14 protein-coding genes, 1 tRNA gene and 1 pseudogene are annotated in these 18,375 nt (G+C 60.0%); 7 read left to right on the top strand and 9 right to left on the bottom strand.

Annotated features, from left to right (window positions below; genetic code table 11):
• Nucleotides 1-169: 169 nt before the first annotated feature.
• Together K2W81_RS09975 and traA are read right to left on the bottom strand one after the other, a co-directional pair.
• The gene (locus K2W81_RS09975) at nt 170-754 is read right to left on the bottom strand and encodes a DUF6118 family protein (RefSeq protein WP_294103874.1); all 585 of its coding nucleotides are present in this window, start codon (nt 752-754) and stop codon (nt 170-172) included.
• 9 nt (nt 755-763) lie between these two features.
• Nucleotides 764-3,580 (bottom strand): Ti-type conjugative transfer relaxase TraA, encoded by a 2,817-nt coding sequence (gene traA / locus K2W81_RS09970; protein ID WP_294103872.1) that lies wholly within the window; start codon nt 3,578-3,580, stop codon nt 764-766.
• Nucleotides 3,581-3,751: 171 nt separating this feature from the next.
• Here traA and K2W81_RS09965 point away from each other — a divergent pair, with 171 nt between their 5' ends.
• From K2W81_RS09965 to K2W81_RS09955, 3 genes are all read left to right on the top strand, one after another.
• Entirely contained in the window at nt 3,752-4,078 is a 327-nt protein-coding gene (locus K2W81_RS09965) for a conjugal transfer protein TraD (RefSeq protein ID WP_294103870.1), read from the top strand.
• Between the two features lie 16 nt (nt 4,079-4,094).
• Nucleotides 4,095-4,313 carry a conjugal transfer protein TraD gene (locus K2W81_RS09960; RefSeq protein ID WP_294103868.1) on the top strand — a complete coding sequence of 73 codons (219 nt, stop codon included), beginning with the start codon at nt 4,095-4,097 and terminating at the stop codon, nt 4,311-4,313.
• A 101-nt stretch (nt 4,314-4,414) separates the two neighbouring features.
• A complete protein-coding gene (locus K2W81_RS09955; protein WP_294103876.1) occupies nt 4,415-4,879 on the top strand; it encodes a MucR family transcriptional regulator in 465 nt (154 codons plus the stop codon).
• A gap of 39 nt (nt 4,880-4,918) precedes the next feature.
• Here the strand turns inward: K2W81_RS09955 and K2W81_RS09950 are convergent, their stop codons facing one another.
• The 4 genes from K2W81_RS09950 to K2W81_RS09935 all read right to left on the bottom strand — a co-directional run bounded on the left by K2W81_RS09950 (nt 4,919) and on the right by K2W81_RS09935 (nt 8,263).
• Nucleotides 4,919-5,827, bottom strand: a complete 909-nt coding sequence (locus tag K2W81_RS09950; RefSeq protein ID WP_294103866.1) for a HEPN domain-containing protein — start codon at nt 5,825-5,827, stop codon at nt 4,919-4,921.
• Between the two features lie 68 nt (nt 5,828-5,895).
• Nucleotides 5,896-6,171 carry a sigma-70 region 4 domain-containing protein gene (locus K2W81_RS09945; RefSeq protein WP_294103845.1) on the bottom strand — a complete coding sequence of 92 codons (276 nt, stop codon included), beginning with the start codon at nt 6,169-6,171 and terminating at the stop codon, nt 5,896-5,898.
• 64 nt (nt 6,172-6,235) lie between these two features.
• Nucleotides 6,236-7,984: a ParB/RepB/Spo0J family partition protein gene (locus tag K2W81_RS09940; protein WP_294103843.1), complete on the bottom strand. Its 1,749-nt coding sequence runs from the start codon at nt 7,982-7,984 to the stop codon at nt 6,236-6,238.
• A gap of 150 nt (nt 7,985-8,134) precedes the next feature.
• Complete coding sequence (locus K2W81_RS09935) at nt 8,135-8,263, bottom strand: hypothetical protein (protein ID WP_294103841.1); 129 nt, start codon at nt 8,261-8,263, stop codon at nt 8,135-8,137.
• A 275-nt stretch (nt 8,264-8,538) separates the two neighbouring features.
• Here K2W81_RS09935 and K2W81_RS09930 point away from each other — a divergent pair, with 275 nt between their 5' ends.
• The 4 genes and pseudogenes from K2W81_RS09930 to K2W81_RS09915 form a co-directional block, all read left to right on the top strand.
• Nucleotides 8,539-8,757, top strand: a complete 219-nt coding sequence (locus K2W81_RS09930; protein ID WP_294103839.1) for an AlpA family transcriptional regulator — start codon at nt 8,539-8,541, stop codon at nt 8,755-8,757.
• Between the two features lie 281 nt (nt 8,758-9,038).
• A complete protein-coding gene (locus K2W81_RS09925) occupies nt 9,039-10,247 on the top strand; it encodes a hypothetical protein (RefSeq protein ID WP_294103837.1) in 1,209 nt (402 codons plus the stop codon).
• A gap of 238 nt (nt 10,248-10,485) precedes the next feature.
• The gene (locus tag K2W81_RS09920) at nt 10,486-15,015 is read left to right on the top strand and encodes an SIR2 family protein (protein WP_294103835.1); all 4,530 of its coding nucleotides are present in this window, start codon (nt 10,486-10,488) and stop codon (nt 15,013-15,015) included.
• Between the two features lie 578 nt (nt 15,016-15,593).
• Nucleotides 15,594-15,793, top strand: a pseudogene (locus K2W81_RS09915) (integrase core domain-containing protein); the annotation flags it as partial.
• Between the two features lie 271 nt (nt 15,794-16,064).
• Here the strand turns inward: K2W81_RS09915 and K2W81_RS09910 are convergent.
• From K2W81_RS09910 to K2W81_RS09900, 3 genes are all read right to left on the bottom strand, one after another.
• Nucleotides 16,065-16,141, bottom strand: a tRNA-Pro gene (locus tag K2W81_RS09910).
• A 260-nt stretch (nt 16,142-16,401) separates the two neighbouring features.
• Nucleotides 16,402-17,697 (bottom strand): FAD-dependent oxidoreductase, encoded by a 1,296-nt coding sequence (locus tag K2W81_RS09905; RefSeq protein ID WP_294103833.1) that lies wholly within the window; start codon nt 17,695-17,697, stop codon nt 16,402-16,404.
• Nucleotides 17,698-17,744: 47 nt separating this feature from the next.
• A partial coding sequence (locus tag K2W81_RS09900) for a nucleotidyltransferase family protein (RefSeq protein WP_294103832.1) occupies nt 17,745-18,375 on the bottom strand: 631 nt, incomplete at its 5' end.

Here is an 18,375-nt window from a genome sequence, read left to right as displayed (position 1 = left end):
ATCCTCCTGCATTGAAGCGCCAAGGCGACTTCGTAACATGCCACGAGGGTGGCTAAATCAATTACGCGGTGTCCCAAACCATGACCTTGCGCTCTTCGATATGCGGTGATCGAACGGACGGCAGGTTCAGCGTCGGCAGGATAACCGCGACCGGCAGAAATTGGATCGCTTATTCGGCGTCAGATGGTGGGTTCGGGGCAGAAGTCGCGATCATCCGCTCGCCCGCTGCCCGTTGATCCAACCCGATTGTTCGAGCAGCCATCCACTCGGGCACATGCCAGCTGGCAGGAAGCGACCGTGCAACGGCGCCGGGCAAGATTGCCATTAGCATCATCCCGGCGAGTGTGCCGCCTGCGCAGGTCCAGATAAGCCACCGGACCTGGACATCCGCCGCCTGCCCGCGCTCGACGATACCGTCGATGCGGCCGATCGAGCGCATCAGCGCGTCGCGCGTTTCGCGCAGCAGCGCGCGATCCTCAGCCCGAGCTTCTGCGCTCGCCTTAACGATTTCATCGGTCAGCGCCGCTGGCGATAGGCGAACCGCTGGACTTTGCTCGACACGATCGATGCCTTCGGCTGTTCGCTTCAGCACCTCCGCCATCTGGCCAAGCGTTGCACTATAGTCCGGTACGCGCTCGCGTGCCGCAGTCAGTCCTTCGACCGCGCGACGCGTGAGACTAACCTCGCCGCGCAACGCTTCAAATGCCTGATCGATGTCATCTACTGGAGCGGTTGCGCTGAGATTGTCGGTCATAAATCGAGCCTATCTCCCCAATCCCCGACCGCGCCAGAGGCTGGGTAGTTGTTGGAGGTCATGGGACAATGATGCTCCGGTCGAACTCCCGATTCCGAGGTCCTTGATCCTGTTTTTAAGCAGCGACTCGAGCTGCGGGTCGCGGTGAAGGCTCTTTGCCATGCCGACCATGCTGTCCTGGACGCGGTGTATCGCGTCGTAATCGCCGGTGCGATTGAGCGATTGTAGCTGTCGGCTCTTCTGCTGCCACTCGGCGACGAACCGGTCGGCGCGCTGCGCCATGTCCACGCGGATTTCCCCCTCCAGCGTCATCGCGCGGATAGCAGCGGCGGTCTTGCCGCTGGCCGCCTGGTCGATTAGCGCCGGGTCGGCGTTCATGGCATTTCGCAGATCGCGTGCACTGTCCGGTCGCAGCGCGTTGAGCACCTTGCCGGCTTCCGCAAACGCGATCTTCTGGTGTTCCAGCGCGCCGAGGTTCATCCGGCGCATCCTGACGATGTCGGCGGCGGCGCGCCCATAGCGCTCGACCGCTTTTGCGAGCGGGGTCGGCTGTGGCTCGACTGCCATCGGCTTGAGCTTCAGACCGGCGAACCGACTGCGCGATGGCGTTGGCTGCGCGGGTTCCTGATCGGGCACGCGAGCATGGTCGGATGCCATATCCTTCGTCCGCTCGCGGCTGAGCACACGGACCAGCTTGCCCTGATCGGCGAAGTCATCGCGGCCATAGTGGAGGTCGACCCGGTCGCGGTGCCGTGACATCGCAACATACGCGGCGTGGCGATCGAGCCCCGGCGTCGCGAGTACATGCACGCGGTCGACCGTCACGCCCTGCGCCTTATGGATCGTGGCGGCGTAGCCGTGATCGATCTGGCTATAATCCTTCACGTCAAATGCAACCGAGCGGCCATCGTCGAGCATGACCGCCATGCGCGTTTGCGTGAGGTTTTGGACGGTGCCGAGCGACCCGTTCTTTACGCCCATGCTGCGCTCGTTCTTCAGGAACATGATCCGGTCGCCAGTCGCGAACGCGCGGCGGCCACGCTCGGCGGCGATCGTGACGTCTTCGCCCAGCTCGCCCGCCGCGCGTAGCCGGTCGCGCGCCGCAAGGTTGAGGTCATGGACGGCGTCATTGGTGTGGGTGAGGATAATGCTGCTCGCATCGGGATGCGCCTGGCGGTCGCGGTCCCAGCGGTCGATCAGACCGGCGCTGGCCTGCTCTCGGGTTTGGGCCGCGTGCACATGATCGGCTTCCTCATAGGCGCGCACGGCTTCGGCGGTTCGCCCGGTCGCGAGCTGGCGGGTTGCGTCACGCTGCCAGTCCTCACGCTGGCGGCGAATGGCAGTGATCTCGACACCGCCGTGGCGCTCGGCAATCGAGCGGAACGCCGCCCCTGCCTCGATCGCCTGTAGCTGTTCGGTGTCACCGACCAGCACGACTTTGGCACCACGCTTTTCGGCTTCGGAAAGTACACGCTCCATTTGGCGCGTGCCGATCATCCCCGTCTCGTCGATCACGAGCACATCGCGATTGGTGAGCAGCTCCCTCCCCTGTCCCCATTGATGTTCGAGGCTCGCCATCGTGCGCGACGCGATGCCCGATCCGCTTTCGAGATTTTCAGCAGCGATGCCAGACAGGGCAACCCCACGAACCGCGTAACCATCCCCTTCCCATGCCTCGCGGGCAACACCGAGCATCGCCGACTTGCCGGTACCGGCATAGCCGATCACGACCCCAAGTCCGTTTGCCTGGGTGACGTGATCGAACGCGCTGCGCTGCTCAGGCGACAGGAACATGCCGCGTGCTGCCGCGCGCGCGAGCGCGACATCGCGGTGGCGCTCTGCCACTCCATGCCGCTCACGATTGGCCAGCACGCTGGTTGCACGCTCAAGCCGCTGCTCGGTCTCGATCATATCGCGGTTAGTGAACCGGTCCTCGCCGCGCCCGTCCTTGCCGAGCGCGACCAGCTCGGGCGCGGCCTTCACCGCCGCCATCACGCGATCGAACTGATCCTTGTCGTCGCTATGCCGGTGGACGAACATCGCCAGATCGCGGTTGGTGAAGGTCGCTTGCGTGCGCGTGATCGCATCGAGCGCGATGCCTGGCTGCGCGATGATCTTCTCGCCGTTCGCGCGGGCGATTTGATGATGCTCTTCGAGCCGTTCGGATTCCAGCCCCTGCGTCGCCATCCGCGATGCTGCGGGGCCAATCTTGTGCTGTGGTTCTAGGTCGATCCCTTGCGCCTCAAGGGAGCGGTGATCGACGTGCGCATCAATATCCAACTCGGCCAGGCGCTGGTTGACGTGCTCGCTCCAGCGCTCGCGCCATTTCTCCAGCAAGTCTGTGCGGTTCCAGTCGCGGTTCTTCTTCCCGAACCCGTCCTCGCCAACGTCGCGCATCGCCAGCATGATATGCGCGTGCGGCTTGGGCATGCCATCGGCGCCGACATCCCAATGCACGTTGAGATCGGCGATCATCCCGCGATCGACAAATTCTGCGCGAACGAAGTCCCGTGCGAGCCTGATACCCTCGGTCTGGTCGAGGTCGCGCGGGATGGCGAACTCGATCTCTCGGGCGAGTTGCGCGTCGATCCGCTTCTCGCTCGCCTCAACCGCGTTCCACAGTTTCTCGCGGTCGGAGAGATGATCGGGCGCACCATCGGGCAGCATTACCTCGGAGTGAACTACGCCCGCCTTGTTTGAAAAATCATGGTGGCGGTCGATCCGATCGTCCCGCAGCCGCGACGCCGACCGATAGGCAGCGGAAGCAACCGCGCTCGATCCTGAGGCACGGGAGATAACTTTTGCCGAGAAATGGTAGATCGCCATGACGGCAATCCACTTACACTTCAAAGCACACGTCGGCACGACGTATAAGCGCGCCCTCGAAAGATTTCATCTGTCTCGGGACGCCGAAGTTTCATGAGATGTCAGTGCATTGCGACTGATCGACTGTCCCGATATCTGGTCTGCCCTTACCGATCAAGGAAGGACCGACCGATGCGAAAACCCCGCGACTTCGACGCCGAACTAAAGGCGCTGAGCGACAAGGCCAGGGCGCTCAAAGACCGCAAGCTCGTCCAGTTGGGCGAGCTTGTTGTGGCCACTGGCGCGGATGCCCTGCCGGTGGAAATTCTGGCGGGCGCGATGCTCGCTGCCGTACAAACGAAAGAAACGGCGACAAGGGAGGTGTGGCGCAAGAGCGGCGTGGCATTCTTTCGACGATCGCCGCGCAGCGCTGCTCACGGCGATGCTGGAGACGCGCGCGGCGATGCGGCGAACAACGGCAGCGCGAAATCGGCTGCTACTAACACGCGCCCTTCGTGACTCGCGCGACTGGCAAGTGAAGCGCCGCGAACGCACCCGACAGTTGATCGAGCTTGGCGGCCTCATCGCCAAGGCGGGGCTTATCGAATTGACCGACGATGACCGTGCGATGATCTTCGGCATTCTCGTTGATGCGGCGGCAACATTGCGCAACGCAAATGGTGATGCGGCTGCCTTGCTCTGGCGACGGCGCGGACGTCGTGCATTCGCTGATCATGAGGCGCCGGACGCATGACAAAAGATGCATTCATTTCGGAGCAGTCTCTTGCTACGGATAGCAGCGAGAGCCCCGAGCAATTGTCCAATTGTTCGCCTCCTTATCTTCCAGGAGCCAAGATGTCCGACGAAACTTCCCTAAACGCGATCAAGCTCGCAACCGAACTGACGATCGCCTGGCTTAGCAACCAAAACAACCGCATCGTGGCCGACGATGTGCCGGCATTTCTTCGCTCGATGCACGCGACGGTCACTGAACTTGCCGGTGGAAGCACGACAACGCCGGACCCGGTCGAAGATGCTGAAGCAATAACCTTCACGCCCGCCGTGACGGTGCGCAAGTCGCTTGGTTCGAAGGACCACATCATCTCGATGATCGACGGCAAACCATACCGCACATTGCGCCGCCATCTCTCGACGCATGGCCTCACGCCGGAAGAGTATCGCGAGCGCTATAATCTCAAGGCCGATTATCCGATGGTGGCCGAAAGCTATTCGGCTCAGCGGCGCGAAATGGCGATGAAGATCGGCCTTGGCAAACAAGGTCGTGCCGCCAAAGCTAGCCGCAAGCCAAAGGCAGGGTAAGCCGCGAGCGCCGCGCGACCTGTCGCGCGGCGCGAGCCGTTACGCGGACGCTGCTTTGCGGAGTTCATCCAGACGGGCGTTGGTCAACGCATCGACGATGGCGCGAAGCCGCTCGACCGATGCAATCAGCGCGTCGAGGTCGTCGGCGGTGATTGCATAACTGGGCGAATAGCGTGCCTCGACGTATGCGCGTTTTAGAAGTTCGAAGCGTCGCCGATCGATCTTGGTGTCCCGCGTCCACGCCTCGATGAGCCTTGGCTCCTTGTTCTCGGCCAGCGAGCGCAGAAATTTGATATTGTGAGAGCGCGGGAAATAGAGGGTCTTCACCAAGAGAAAGCAGATATAGAAGCGCTCCGTCGCCTGATGCAGTTCAAACGCGGCTTCGTTGTTCCAACCCTTCTCGGTGTGGCTAATGCCAGTGGCTAGGAAGCGGCCCGCGCTCTCGAACCAGTGATCAAAGTACCCGCGCGCCATCGCAAATGCATCGGCCGGGGTCAGCGGCATTGGCGTCGCGAGCGGATGGCAGGGCAAATCATAGAGCGCGATACCGTCGCGCGCGATATCGACCCAAAAATACTCGCCGCGTGCAAGCGCCTGATTCACCTCGTCGAGCGAATGCACGATGATGTTGACGGGTCGCGCGATGGCGGGATCGCGCAGCATTTTGTCCTCGGCGATATACCAGTAGTCGGCGATTTCGGTCAGGTCGCGGTGGCTGACAACGACGAGCAGGTCGTAATCGGACTGGTAGCCATTCTCGGGTTCATCAACCCAATCGTCGCGTGAGAAACTGCCGAACAGTATGATCTTGTAGACCTTGCCGTTGCGCTTGTGCGGCTGCGTCGCTGTGCTGATCGCCAGCTCGAACTCGTCGAGCAATATGCGCTGGATGCGCTCCAGTTCCGCTTGCTTGGAGGGCGGCAGATGATCAAGGTCAGATTTCACCATATCTTCCTAGCGACAGGACCGGGGTGCGCCAACCTCGCCCGGTTTGCACCGGGCGAGGCGGCGTACTGTCAGCGAAACCAGCGTGGCAGATGGGACTGCCGCCAGCGCTGCCATGCGGTGCGTTCATCGCCCTCCGCGTAGCGGCCAAGCCGGCGAATGGCTCTGGCCATATGGTGCTCGACCTGGCCGACGCTCAGGCCGGTGATCTCCGCGATTTTTGCATAGCTGTAATCGTCCAGCCGGTGGGCGAGGAAGATTTCCCGGGTTCGCCGGGGCAGCGATGCCAGCGCACGTTCGATGCGCGCCAGCTGTTCTGGGTCGGCGGGTTCGGGTTTGTCGTTCATGATCGGTCTCCCAAGCACGAAGTTGAGGAAAGCCGGTGGCGGCTGCGCCGCCACCGGAAATGGCTCACGCTGCAATGCGGATCGGCTCGGGGCTGTGCACTGGTTCAACCGCAAGGTCGCTGATCTGCGCCGCGCGGGTCACGGTGCCGACGCCACCACGCTCGGTGTAGGCGCTGGGCGGAAACGCCATCCAACGCGGTATCCAGTGCTCCACCTTTGGCCGTCCATTCTCGCCGGTCAGGCAGTCGCGGATGATCTGGCGCTTGACCTTGCCAGTCGCGGCCTCGTTCGCGATCGCCACCCCCTCGCCTGCTACGTCTGCCAGCACGGCCCCAAGCACCTCGCGGTCGCGGATCAGGTCGAGCAAGGCGTCGTCGGGCTGCCAGACGGTGGCCATGTCGACGCCAAGCATAATGCCCAGCATTTCGATGACGGCGCTGCCCGCCTCCAGTGTCTCGGCCATGACGATCGCCAGCACATCGCGGACCGCTGCATCGGGGAGTGCCATCAGCCGCGCCAGCAACCCCGCCACGCCATGATCGCCGTCATAGCCGCCGGTCACGGTCGGTGTCTCGGCATCGAACCCAAGGATCGCCAGCACCGCTCGACGTCGCTGATCAAACGCGGCTTCAGCACGGCTGTTCTCGATGCTTTCGGCAATCGCATCGCTCGCGGCACGCTGCGGCTCGGTCCGAACATTCCAAAGGCTCGATCCGACAACCATGTGCGCGACCGCCAGCCGCAACGCGACCGACGCATTGCTCGCCACCGCATTCCGGACGGCGGCATGCCGGTGGACATCGACATAGTTCTGGATCGGGGCGCTCACCTCGGGTCGAACCGGCTTGGACATTCCCTCGCCATTCTCGCCCGCCAACCGCTTGCGCGCTTCTTTCAGGGTCACATAACCTTCGTGAATCGCGACATCGCCGCGATGGCTGACGGCAATGAAAACCTTGCCACTCTTTCGCTTGGGGGCGCGCCCATATTCCCAGCTGTGGAACGCCTCGCCGGTGGGCATGACGATGACCTCCCAGTCCGCCTCGCGATACGCCTCGGCCTTTGCCTCGATGGCAGCGGTCTGCGCAGCCCAGAAGGCCGACACATCGGCGAAATAGCGCTCGTCGCCGAAAAGGTCCGACACGATCTCGCCCTCGTAGGAAGCGATGTCGAACAGCGCCGCCGTCACGGGGATCGATGCCCCACCGAACAGCCATGCCTTGAGCGCATGACCGCTCGGGCAATAGGCGGTCTCGTCGTCGAGCAACGCCAGCCACTCACGCTGGCGCGCCTTGGTAGCAAGGGTCAGGTGCCGCACTGCCGCCGCGTCGATGTCACCGCGCCGATAGAGCGAGCGGATTCGGGGCAAGAGATTGCCCAAAGCCAGTGTGCGCTTCACCTGTAATTCGGTCAGCCCGAAGGTCAGTGCGATACCCTCGGGAGTGCGTCCTTCGCGGACAAGCCGGGTGAAGCTTTCCCAGCGGGTGACCTCGTCGGGATCGACCCGCGCGATGTTCTCGATCAGCGATGCCTCCAGCGCCGCCGCATCATCCCCCGCCGCCATCACCGCACATGGCAGCGGCTCAACCTCGCCGCCCTCTGATGCGACTGCCAGTGCCGCATGATAGCGCCGCTTGCCCGCGACGATCTCGTAGGTGTCGGGACTGCCATTTGCCCGCACGATCAGCGGGACCAGCACGCCGCGCGCCCGGATCGACGGCAGGATGTTGGCAATGTCGGGGGCCTTGCCCTTTGCGCGCATGTTGGCAGGCGACACAGACAGATTGGCAATATCGATATGCTTGAGTTCCATGACTTCACTCCTTCACACCGCAGCCCGGCCGGAATGGCGGGGGAGCGACAGGAGCGAACCGACAGGCCCGCGCAATGCGGCGGGCCGCACCCGCAGGGCCGGAACAGCGTGGAGGACCGGCGCAGCCGGTTGCGGCCTGGCGCGGCGGGCCTACAGGGCAGCGACGCTCCCCCGCCAGACCGCGCCGCGGCGCGCCAACGCCAGCGCGCGCAAGCGTGCTGACCGCATGCCGGTCGGCACGACCGGCGGATTGATCCACTGGAGCAATCCCTGCGTCATGCGATCGTCACGGCTTGGCCGACGAGACTCCGAAGGTGGCTCGGTGGAGCGTAAGCGACATAGAGCACGACCGCGCTCCAGCGCGGGGACGTCAGTTCCTCAAGATTTATTTTATCGCACGCATGAGCATTAACGGCGGCCTACGGCCAGCTACGGCTAGCTACGGCTTAGTTCGTTGAACTGACACTGTTTTTGGCACTCTTGACGGTCGAAACCGCTGATCTCAAATCCATTCATAGGGAGCGAACTCAACCCAACAAATTCAGGAAAACCCGATGACCACGGACACCCCAGATCGCATCCTCCGCCTCAATACAGTGCTAGATCGTACCGGCCTCAGCCGCTCGACCCTTTACCGCAAAGTCGATCAGGGAACGTTTCCAGCACAGGTTCGCATTGCCACGCGGTGCGTCGGCTGGCGAGAGTCAGCAATCGCCGACTGGCTGCGCAATCCGATGTTCTACGGTGTCGAGGATGCGAAACTTCGCGGCTGACTTCCCGCCATGCGTCCAACCTAAGCTGTTCGGCGGCAAGACCGGCAACCAATTAGCTTATGTACTTCGCCGCGAAATTGAAGGCATACTCGAGCAGCTGGCTTTGGGGCTTCGCTGTTAGGTAACTTCTGGCAAAAGCATTCGAATGGTAACTGGGTGTATCGCAATTGGGAATTGAGAATCATCGCCGACAGAACCCAGTCGGGCAGGGGTTTTTCCACTCCGCGTTTTTGCTGAAGGAACAACGGCTTCGCCTATCCTATGTCTATGATTGCGGCGCGATGGCAAAATATGCCGATGCGCGAAATCGCGAGATCGACAAATATCACCGTGTCGCGAGGCTTTATGGCGTCGAGAAGCTCGATCTCCTTTTTCTGTCACATGTGCATGCCGACCATGTGAATGGCGTGGAGCGGCTGCTGGGACTCCAAGAAGTCGATACGATCGTCCTACCGCTACTAAATGTGAAAGACCGTTTGATCGCTTACGGTTGGACCGCAGTCGAGGATCCGGCTTCTGCGCAAAACGGCTTCTATCGTGACTTGATCGTCGATCCCGCCTCGGCACTCAGTCGCTTCAGGCCGCGGCAGATTCTTTTCATCGAGCCTGGCGGAGAGGGTGGAGCCCCCGGCGGAGGGGAAGGCCCTATCGAACCATCCGACGGCAGCCGGAAGGACCCGTTCCCCAAGGGCGCGGACGGCGAGGACGGTCCAAGCTGGTTTCTGGTCGGGCGGGGGCACCCGCGCGTGATGCAAATGGCTGCAGACAGCTGGACCGGCGTCACGGTTATTCCCGACACGATGGCAATGATGGCGACGGCGTCCGTCGCTGTTTCGAGTCCAGCGAGTAGCTCAACGTGGGGTGCGTGGTTGATGGCACCATATGTAGACCCCATGATCGCGAGCCAGCGAAAGCGCTTCATTTCTGCGCTCGCGAAGGAGCTCAAGATGACAGCGAAGTTGTTGGAACCGCTGCTCACCTCCACCGGCTATGTCACGGATCTCGTGATCGACAAGGTCGACTGTCTGGCGACTGCCTATGCGAAGCTCGCGCGCGACCTGAACGTGACGTCGATGAGCCTCTATTCGGGACCGGCTCGGTCTATGGTTGCCGGGGAGCGGCGAACGCTGCGGGGGACCATCGGCGGGATCGGATGGCACGGGGGGTCGGGCAGGATTGCCTGGCTCGCCACAGGCGACGCTGCACTCAAGCATGTCGCGCGCCGAAAAAATTTCCTAGCTCACTATACGGGCCTGTTGGATCAGGTCGCGACTCTCACGCTGCCGCATCACGGATCCGAGCATAATTTTCACGTTGACCTGCTGAAGGCTGTGAACCCCCAGCTTTGCGTGGCCGCCGCCGACAGCTATAGCAATTGGAAACATCCCGAATCCCATGTAGTACAGACTGTCTGCTCGCACCCGGCTTTGATGCAGGTGGTCACCTCGAAACAGCCTTCGCGTGTTTGGGAGCTAGCGAGTCTCAGCTAGGCGGCGTAATTCCCAAATATCAGACATTCCGAGTTATGAACTGTATGCCCAACACCAGACGTTCGCGAACACACGCCAGCTGGTAGAAGCCCGACAAACTGTTCGCACTCATCACAAATCTGTGAAATTGTAGATGCGTTGACGAGTTTGCGGGGAGGATGATTTTGTGGGGGGGCATGATGAGAACCAACGGGAGATTGAGCGCCTCGATTCCATAGCGCGAACTGTCTATGCTGACATGCGATTAAAGCAACAGACGCCAATTGCTGTTGTAGGGTCAGGTCTTTCCGTTCCGTACGGCGGAATCAGTTGGTCGAAAGCGACTAAAGAAGGGCTCGATGAAGCACTACGACAGGTTAACTTGGCGGAGCAATCATGGAAGGACGCCCCCCACACCTCGTCAAAATCTCACAATTTGGCAAGGATTGGTCGTGCCAGGCGCTCAATAAAAGCCTACAAGTCGAAAGATGCCATTGGCAGCGATGAGCAATATCTCGCGATGCAGATTGCGAAGGACGGTATTGACACTGCGCACGCCTGCGTTGCCGAAATATATCGAGACAAATTGGGTGATGATTTCAAGGGCTTTATGGCCAGGCTGTTTGGCAAGGAAAGGTTCCGGCTTGCCCGAGAGATGCAGACAAGAATTGTTGGCTCCATCAAGCAACCCCTAAACAAAGATATTAAAAACCACCTATACAGCAATACCGATAAAGAGTTCGATGAAGTTCTTGCGCGGTTTTACAGTTTCGACATGCTGGTCTATATTCTGCCAGATCAAAGGTTCGATGGTATAATTGACCGATTGAAAGCGACTTATCAGACTGAAACTAGTAATAATCTAACAACTCTGCCTCCGGATCGGCGCAGTCTGGTGGCGCTGTTTCTCGCCGTAAGGCGCGGGTACGATAACAAGTTTAATGCTTCCGCGATTTGGAAGGCGTTCGCGGGGGTCGAACATCAAGGGCCGTCATGCCTTCGCCCTCTGGATGATCCGATCCGCGAAATCCACGAAAAACTTGGCATCCAGCGGTTCATTACCCTCAACTATGACCATGAACTCGAGCGGGCGTTAATGTTTGATGATGTCCGCGCGATCAAGGGTGCCCATTACGGTTTCGACGACGCGCTGAGCGACATGGTGCTTCATGGTGACCCGGCTCCGCTGAATGGCGGGACCTCCACGACGGCAGGTGTCAAGCGACGCCTTTCCGATGGCTTGACGGCCTCGAGCGAAATCTATCAGGCTTCTGCTGTAGCGAATCTGTTCGAATTTGCGCTCAACTCGCCCGATTTTCCAATCCAGATCGTCCATCAGCACGGGCGCGCCGATGTTCCGGAGTCAATGGTCCTTACCGATGACGACCTCAATCGCGTCTACCGCCACAATAATTACAGCCGTACAACGCTTGAGCAGGCGCTGGATGTCATCCTTACAGGAAACCCCATCCTGTTTATTGGCCTGGGACTGAATGAACCGGAAATCACGCGACCATTGCGCCAGTTGGTGGGAGAAGGCCGTGCCGCGCTTGATGATCCGGCGTTCGCGATCATGGTGTTTGACGGGTCCAAAGGCGATAAGGGTTACGAAAAAGATGGCGGCGTCAACGCGTGGCGACGCCAGTTTGGACTGTTCCGACAATATGGCATTCATCTTTTCGATGCTGGCCATCCCCGGCATGGCAATGGGGCTTTCAACCGAAAGGTGTCAGCCCTCGACGCATTTATTAAAGCTATCAATCCTGACAAAAATAGCCGAATAAATTCTTCAAAAAATCAGCGTAAATCACTGAAAAATGTAATAGAGGAGTGTCGCAATTCAGACGTTGCTAAAGACATAATGTTAGATGATTTAGCTTTCGATTGGCTTTTGAGCGGTATCGAATCGGGAAATATAATTGTAAATAGGCGTAACTTTCACTTATTCGAAGATTATTTAAATTATTTAATAAGCAAACATTACACGCAATGCTTAATTCACGAAATCCGTCGACTTGAGAAACAAGTTTTGAATCGGTTTGCCGAAACTACTTATCAGAATATTGAGGGGTTAGGGTTCGCGGAGTCAAGGACCGTCCAGGATGGCGACGTGCGAGAGGCAGGAAAGCCGAATTTTCGATCAACGTCTGTCAGGCATGCTATACAATTTGCGACAGAACCTCAATTCCCTAAGCAGATCGGCACTGCTATCGAAGAAATTATGTGTTCAATCGAGCACAATGGGGCAACTTTTTTAGTAGGTGAAATGGGGTCCGGTAAGGGTGCAATATTGAGCGGCGTGCGGAAACGTCTCGATAAGCTTGATTCTCCACAGTATTGTTACATCAACTGTGCGATGGCGCTAGAGTTTGATTCTGCCATTTTCCAGATTCTCATGTTTACCCATGGCGTCGCCTCCTCCAAAGAGGGTGCACCGCTCAAGGATCGCCTGAATGATTTGCGATCTGCGCTTATGAAGGGCGTGCCTTTAGGCAATCACCCGCCACTCATCGTGATTTCGGGGATAGAGAGACTACTAGACGCTCAGTCAAAGGCCCTTACGCCCGAAATTGAACTGATTACGAAGATGTTGCTCCATCCCGACGTACTGAAGAAGGGGTGGCATGTTTTGATCGCTGGGACGGAGAGCGCCATCAATTGGGTCGAGCAGGTATCGACTGGAATTAGAATACCGTACCACCCAAAAAAGGTGTTGCTCAGCAAGTCATACGGTGGATTACTCATCCAGATTTGGGACTATGTTCATAAGCACGCTCAAAGCGAAAAATTAAAATCCAAGATAGACGATTGGAAACTCTATCCGAAAGCACCCTATGTACCCAATGGCGCTCGCTCTCCGGCTAGCAGCTGGCTGATTAGCTTGGTACTAAAACACTGGCACGAGATTATTCCGCTTTCTGGCAATAGTCCTTCGGAGACGCGCGCCTGCGCCGAGCTTGATCGCCAGATACTTCAGAATCTCGCCTATGTCGGTCAGCCTGTCGGTCGTTCAGTGCTGTTAAGTATGCCAGACATCTCCCGTGCTGCTCAAAACACTTCATGTTCTAACGACGATGCCGTTATCGCTTCATGTCAACGTTTGGTAGCAGCGGGACTGGCAATGGACGTCTTGCCGTTTCCCTACGGGCAAAAAGACAAGAGCAATAATGGATCGTTGTTTCGGCTGGCGCTACCCCGAACTGTGCTAGCGGAACTACGCGAACGCGCCGGGGTGCGGTCTGGCGAGGAGCAACTATCGAACAGCTTCACCCTAACGCTTGCCGCGTCAATGCCGACCGACCTTGTCCTTCCCGATCAGGACGTTAGCCAGACTTTAGCTCAGACCGTGGGCCACCTGCGCGCGGCGTGGAAGGACGGAATTCTCGAGCCTGGTGCGGCTGCGACGATCGCCTACCTAAAGGCGCTGGGTGGCAGCCCCTCCGAAGAACTCGCACCACTTTTGGCTGAAAAGGCGGGGCAGGTCGAGTGCGTTGAACGGGTCGAACGGCTCGCGCTGATGGCTTCGGTTCCTATGAATGAAGCCCTCAGGGCCGCTGCGGCGATTGTGCGTGGCTTCTTTTCAGCTGCAACGCTAGTCTCGACTGATCCTTCATCTGGCTCGTTGGACAATGGGGTCCGTGCTCAGTTTGAGCAGCATCGAAAGCGCGTCGATCGCCTGCTTGAACGGACCCGGGAGGTTCAACGCCTTTCCGAGCAAATGAGACACGAGTTGATTGCCCTCGGTGTTGATCGACAACTCATAGATGATTGTATCAAAGCACTTGTCGGAGGACAGCCTAGGGACAACAAGGCAGGCGCGGACAACAAGGAAGCGGCACTTTACAGTGGCGAACTGATCTGGCTGCTCAACGAGGCAGGGGTCATTGCACTTCTGCAGGGTAATCTAAGGGCCGCCGAGCGAAGCTTCCGAGAGGCGGAAAATGCTCGCGTCCGCTTCAAGGGCCTTGGTTCGCACCATACTTGGCGGAGGCTGGTGATCAACCAAGCGTTTCTCAGGATTGAGCGCGGTCGCATTGCCGAGGCGCGGTCGCAGCTCTCCCATCTCGAAACGGTGATTGACGAACCTCGTCTAAAGATCGGGAATGATGCTATCCGCGCCAATAATGACGATCTGATATGCAAGCCGATTATCATTGGCTACTTAGGTTTAGTCGACGCGCTGGGCGGTCATCTTGAAATCGCGCGACGTCGCTACAAATATGCCATCCGAGGCCTGATTGATTCCGGCCAGCAACGTGCGCTGGCTCTATTTTATTGGCGGCTGGGTTCGCTTGCTTTATCCATGCCTGATCGGGACGATGCCCGTCACTATCTGAATCTCGCTATCGCAGAGGCCGAAAGTGCGCTCCAGATCGACGTCGTCTGGCGCGCGCGCCTTACAATGACCGAGTTACAACGTGAGACAGACCCAGCTTTTGTAGCGACAGTCTTCCGCGAAGCCCGGCAATATGCCGAGACGATGAAGGTCCCCCGCGTGCAGGTGACAGCACTTCGACGCGAGGCCGAATGGCGGATGGAGCGCGAAGACCTAACAGTTGCTGCGGCATTGACGACCCAAGCAATGCAGCACGCCAAACGTAACGGGATGACGTTGATGCTCATTTCGCTACGAACGCTGATGGGATCGATCATGGTCCGCCAGGGCGATGCGTCCGGAGAGTTTCTGCTGCAGCGCGCTATCCGCCATGCAGACCGCGTCGGCTATCAGCTAGAGGTCAACAAGGCCCGCAATGCTCTGTTGGGGATAAAAGTGGCAGCGCGGCACTAGAGGATGTCATAGGTCGGCGATTTAGGAGTGTGCCAGAACGATAATCATTGAGTTAGGGCTGCTAGCTTTCTTGTTCCGCTTCGAAGCGGCCATTCGGGAACCGGCCCAATACGGGTTATAGACACGCGGCGGCTTGCGTAAAAACCAGCTCACCGTTCTTTTAACTTTCTTGCCAACAAATACCAGTAGCTCCGACGATATTGATGGTATCTCTGATGGCATAAGCTGAAACGTTATCTGATTTTATTGTGATAAATCAGATACTTAGATGAGATCTAACGATCCCGTAGGGGTCACCAAGGACTCAAATCGTCCGGGGGACGATTTGTGCCTTGGTGACGGAGGCGCAAGCGACCTGACCAATTTCGCGATGGCGATCCGGCCAAAACGCGCGTTCAGCGCGGGCCGTGACCGCACGAAAGGTTACAAAGGTTATGACCTCACATAGGGGGTCGGTCCATAGCGACGCCGCGCGCGCGGCGAGTCGGGATCGATTGCCAAAGAGCAGCGAAGATCGTTGCAGAGGTTTTCCTACATTGGAAGGGATATGGGGTGCGTCGCGTAAGGTGTCCCCGCAATTCCTGCCCGGCGACCTTGAGGCCCAGATCGAGGCCTTCGTCGAGCATTACAATCACCAGCGTTATCACGAAGCGCTGTGCAACGTGACGCCCGCCGACGCCTACTTCGGCAGGGCCTCACCATCATCAAACAGCGTGAAAGGATCAAGCGACAGACCATCGAATATCGGCGCTTGCAACACCGCAAGCTCGCCGCTTAACATCAACCCCCAGACGAGACCCGCACTCCGCTATTCTACGCCGCGACCTGTGCCAAATGTTCTGACGACGGACAGGTGCGGTCGCGCGCGCGTAATCATAGCCCTTGAGGTGGATTGGGAATGTGCCGGGGGGCTGTCACGCTGTAGCATGGACGGGATTTTCATCGCCATTCTCACCGCCTTGGCAAGGCTGTGGCCATCGCGAGCCGTGTTCGGTCCCTTTGGAAGACTATCCGGGGTGCGCCGCTCTTGATCAAAGGGGCCACCGCAATGGTCGGGGCGATAGGATTCGAACCTACGACCCCTGGACCCCGAGACCAGTGCGCTACCAGACTGCGCCACGCCCCGACACATTGCAGGGGGACGCGCCTAGCTTGGCGATGCCGTGCTATCAAGGTCAAAATGATCGCGCCCTGCCCAACAAGGCGCAAGCCTGCCGCCGAAGCTCGCTTCTGCCAGCCTCAGTCGAAAGGACTCACCCCTGATCCGTTCGTGCTGAGCTTGTCGAAGCACCGACCTTCTTTGGCGAGCCGTGGGCAAGAGAAGAACGGCCCTTCGACAAGCTCAGGTCGCACGGCTTGGAGTGGGTCAATTCAGCCCAACCCCCGCTAATCCGCCAGCGCTGCCAGCATCGCCGCCATTGAGGTGAATTTCTCGCGCGGGGCGCCGTCGCGGGCGCGGGCGATTTCGGCGGCTTCGATCTTTTTCCAGTCGCGAAAGGTCACGATATCAATTCCCCGCGCGGAAAGCAGCCGGTCGAGGCCGGGACGCCCTTCCTTGCCGCTGCCGCCCGCCACTTCGGCGCCGATCCGATCGGCAACCGCCTGGCCGTCGGGTCGGTTGGTGCCGATCGTGCCCGTCGGCCCGCGCCGCGCCCAGCCGACCGCATAGAGCCCCGGCGCGATCAGCCCGTCGACATTGGCGAAGCGCCCCGCGCGCTCATCATAGGGCACGCCAGGAATCGGCGGCGTCTTGTAGCCGATGCAGCTGACGATCAGGCCCGCCGGGACGGCATAGGTCTCGCCCGTGCCGCTGACGCCGCCGAGTTCGTCGAGCCGCGTGCGCTCGACGATGACGCGTTCGGCGTGGCCATTGCCCTCGATCCGCACTGGTGCTGCGAAAAAATCGAACGCCACCGTCATTGGCTTGGGCGGCAGTGTGGTGAACTCCCGCAGATGCGCAACCGACTTGCGCAGTCCCGGCTCGAGCGCGGCATCGGCCTCGACCGGCGGCAGGTCGGCCGGATCGACCTGCGGCGCCGAGCGCGCGAGATGGCCGAGTTCACCCAGTTCCTTGGGCGTCATCGCGATCTGATGCGGCCCGCGCCGCCCGAGGATCGTGATACGGCGGATCGTCGCCGCGTCGAGTGCGTCGAGCGCGGGCGCGGTAATGTCCGATCCGGCAAATTCGGCGCGCGTCTTCGACAGGATGCGCGCGACGTCGAGCGCGACATTGCCGACGCCGATCACCGCGACATCGGGACCGCCGAGCGGTGGTGCGAGCGTCTCATGATCGGGATGGCCATTATACCAGCCGACAAAGGCCGCCGAGCCGATCACACCGCGCAAATCCTCCCCCGGAATGCCGAGCGCGCGGTCGTGGGGCGCGCCGGTCGCCAGCACCACGGCGTCGTACAGGTCATGCAACTCGTCGATGCTCAGGTCGCGTCCCAGCCGGACATTGCCGACGAAGCGGACATTGTCGGTCAGCGCCACGGCTTCGTAGCGGCGCGAGACGCCTTTGATCGACTGATGGTCGGGCGCGACGCCGAAGCGGATCAGGCCGTAAGGCACCGGCAACTGATCGATGATGTCGATCCGCACGGCATCGCCGAACAACTTCTGGCATGCCTCTGCCGTGTAATAGCCTGCGGGGCCTGACCCAATCACGGCGATGTGGCGCATGTCGCTCTCTCCCTTTTGCGCGCACGCTAGCGAGCGATTCGCCAAGGCTAAAGCCCCGAATGACCCTTGCGCCATTTGGCCCAGAGATGGCGGGCGAGCATGGCGGGCGGCATGCGGAGCCAATGGCTGCGGATATAGAAGCCCAGCCGCGTGACGGGGCGCGTGGTGCGACCCCAGCCGTCGCGCGCGGTGACGCGGTGCAGGAACAGGCGATCGGTGGCGCTGAGGGCACCCCAGGCGCCGCCGCCGTCGGTGTCATAGAGCGCGGTCGCGAGCCGGATGGCGCGCGCCAAGGCAGGCCCCAAGCCGTGATGCCGCGCGCGCTCGGCGAGCCCCTCGACGCCGAATTCCTCGACGAGGCAATGGATGTCCCACAAGTTGCGCATACCGCCCGCCAAGTCCCCATCGGCGATCAGATGCGCAGCGGCGTGACAAATCATATCCTGCGGGCTGAGCATCGCCAGTCCATCAGCGAGCGGCAAAGCATCCGCGATCAGCGCATCGGCGTCGGGCGCGACGCGTGCGGTGAGCGGCAGGATCGTGTGATGAACGTCGATCATGCGGTCTCGCTCGCGGTGAATCAGCGGCGGCAGCTCGTGCATCCAGCGGCGATAATAGGCGTCGTCATAGGGATCGGGCTTGACCCATTCCCACCCCGCCGCGAGCAGCGCCGCCTCG

Source organism: Sphingomonas sp. (assembly GCF_019749955.1).
Lineage (GTDB): Bacteria > Pseudomonadota > Alphaproteobacteria > Sphingomonadales > Sphingomonadaceae > Sphingomonas.
The sequence above is the reverse complement of the archived record's forward strand: the minus strand, read 5'-3'. Positions and strand labels throughout refer to the sequence as shown.

Bases quoted from the DNA above. Each gene is read 5' to 3' on its own strand.
- K2W81_RS09975 (WP_294103874.1), bottom strand. From the start codon at position 754: ATGACCGACAATCTCAGCGCAACCGCTCCAGTAGATGACATCGATCAG.
- traA (WP_294103872.1), bottom strand. From the start codon at position 3,580: ATGGCGATCTACCATTTCTCGGCAAAAGTTATCTCCCGTGCCTCAGGA.
- K2W81_RS09965 (WP_294103870.1), top strand. From the start codon at position 3,752: ATGCGAAAACCCCGCGACTTCGACGCCGAACTAAAGGCGCTGAGCGAC.
- K2W81_RS09955 (WP_294103876.1), top strand. From the start codon at position 4,415: ATGTCCGACGAAACTTCCCTAAACGCGATCAAGCTCGCAACCGAACTG.
- K2W81_RS09950 (WP_294103866.1), bottom strand. From the start codon at position 5,827: ATGGTGAAATCTGACCTTGATCATCTGCCGCCCTCCAAGCAAGCGGAA.
- K2W81_RS09945 (WP_294103845.1), bottom strand. From the start codon at position 6,171: ATGAACGACAAACCCGAACCCGCCGACCCAGAACAGCTGGCGCGCATC.
- K2W81_RS09940 (WP_294103843.1), bottom strand. From the start codon at position 7,984: ATGGAACTCAAGCATATCGATATTGCCAATCTGTCTGTGTCGCCTGCC.
- K2W81_RS09935 (WP_294103841.1), bottom strand. From the start codon at position 8,263: ATGACGCAGGGATTGCTCCAGTGGATCAATCCGCCGGTCGTGCCGACC.
- K2W81_RS09930 (WP_294103839.1), top strand. From the start codon at position 8,539: ATGACCACGGACACCCCAGATCGCATCCTCCGCCTCAATACAGTGCTA.
- K2W81_RS09925 (WP_294103837.1), top strand. From the start codon at position 9,039: ATGGCAAAATATGCCGATGCGCGAAATCGCGAGATCGACAAATATCAC.
- K2W81_RS09920 (WP_294103835.1), top strand. From the start codon at position 10,486: ATGCGATTAAAGCAACAGACGCCAATTGCTGTTGTAGGGTCAGGTCTT.
- K2W81_RS09905 (WP_294103833.1), bottom strand. From the start codon at position 17,697: ATGCGCCACATCGCCGTGATTGGGTCAGGCCCCGCAGGCTATTACACG.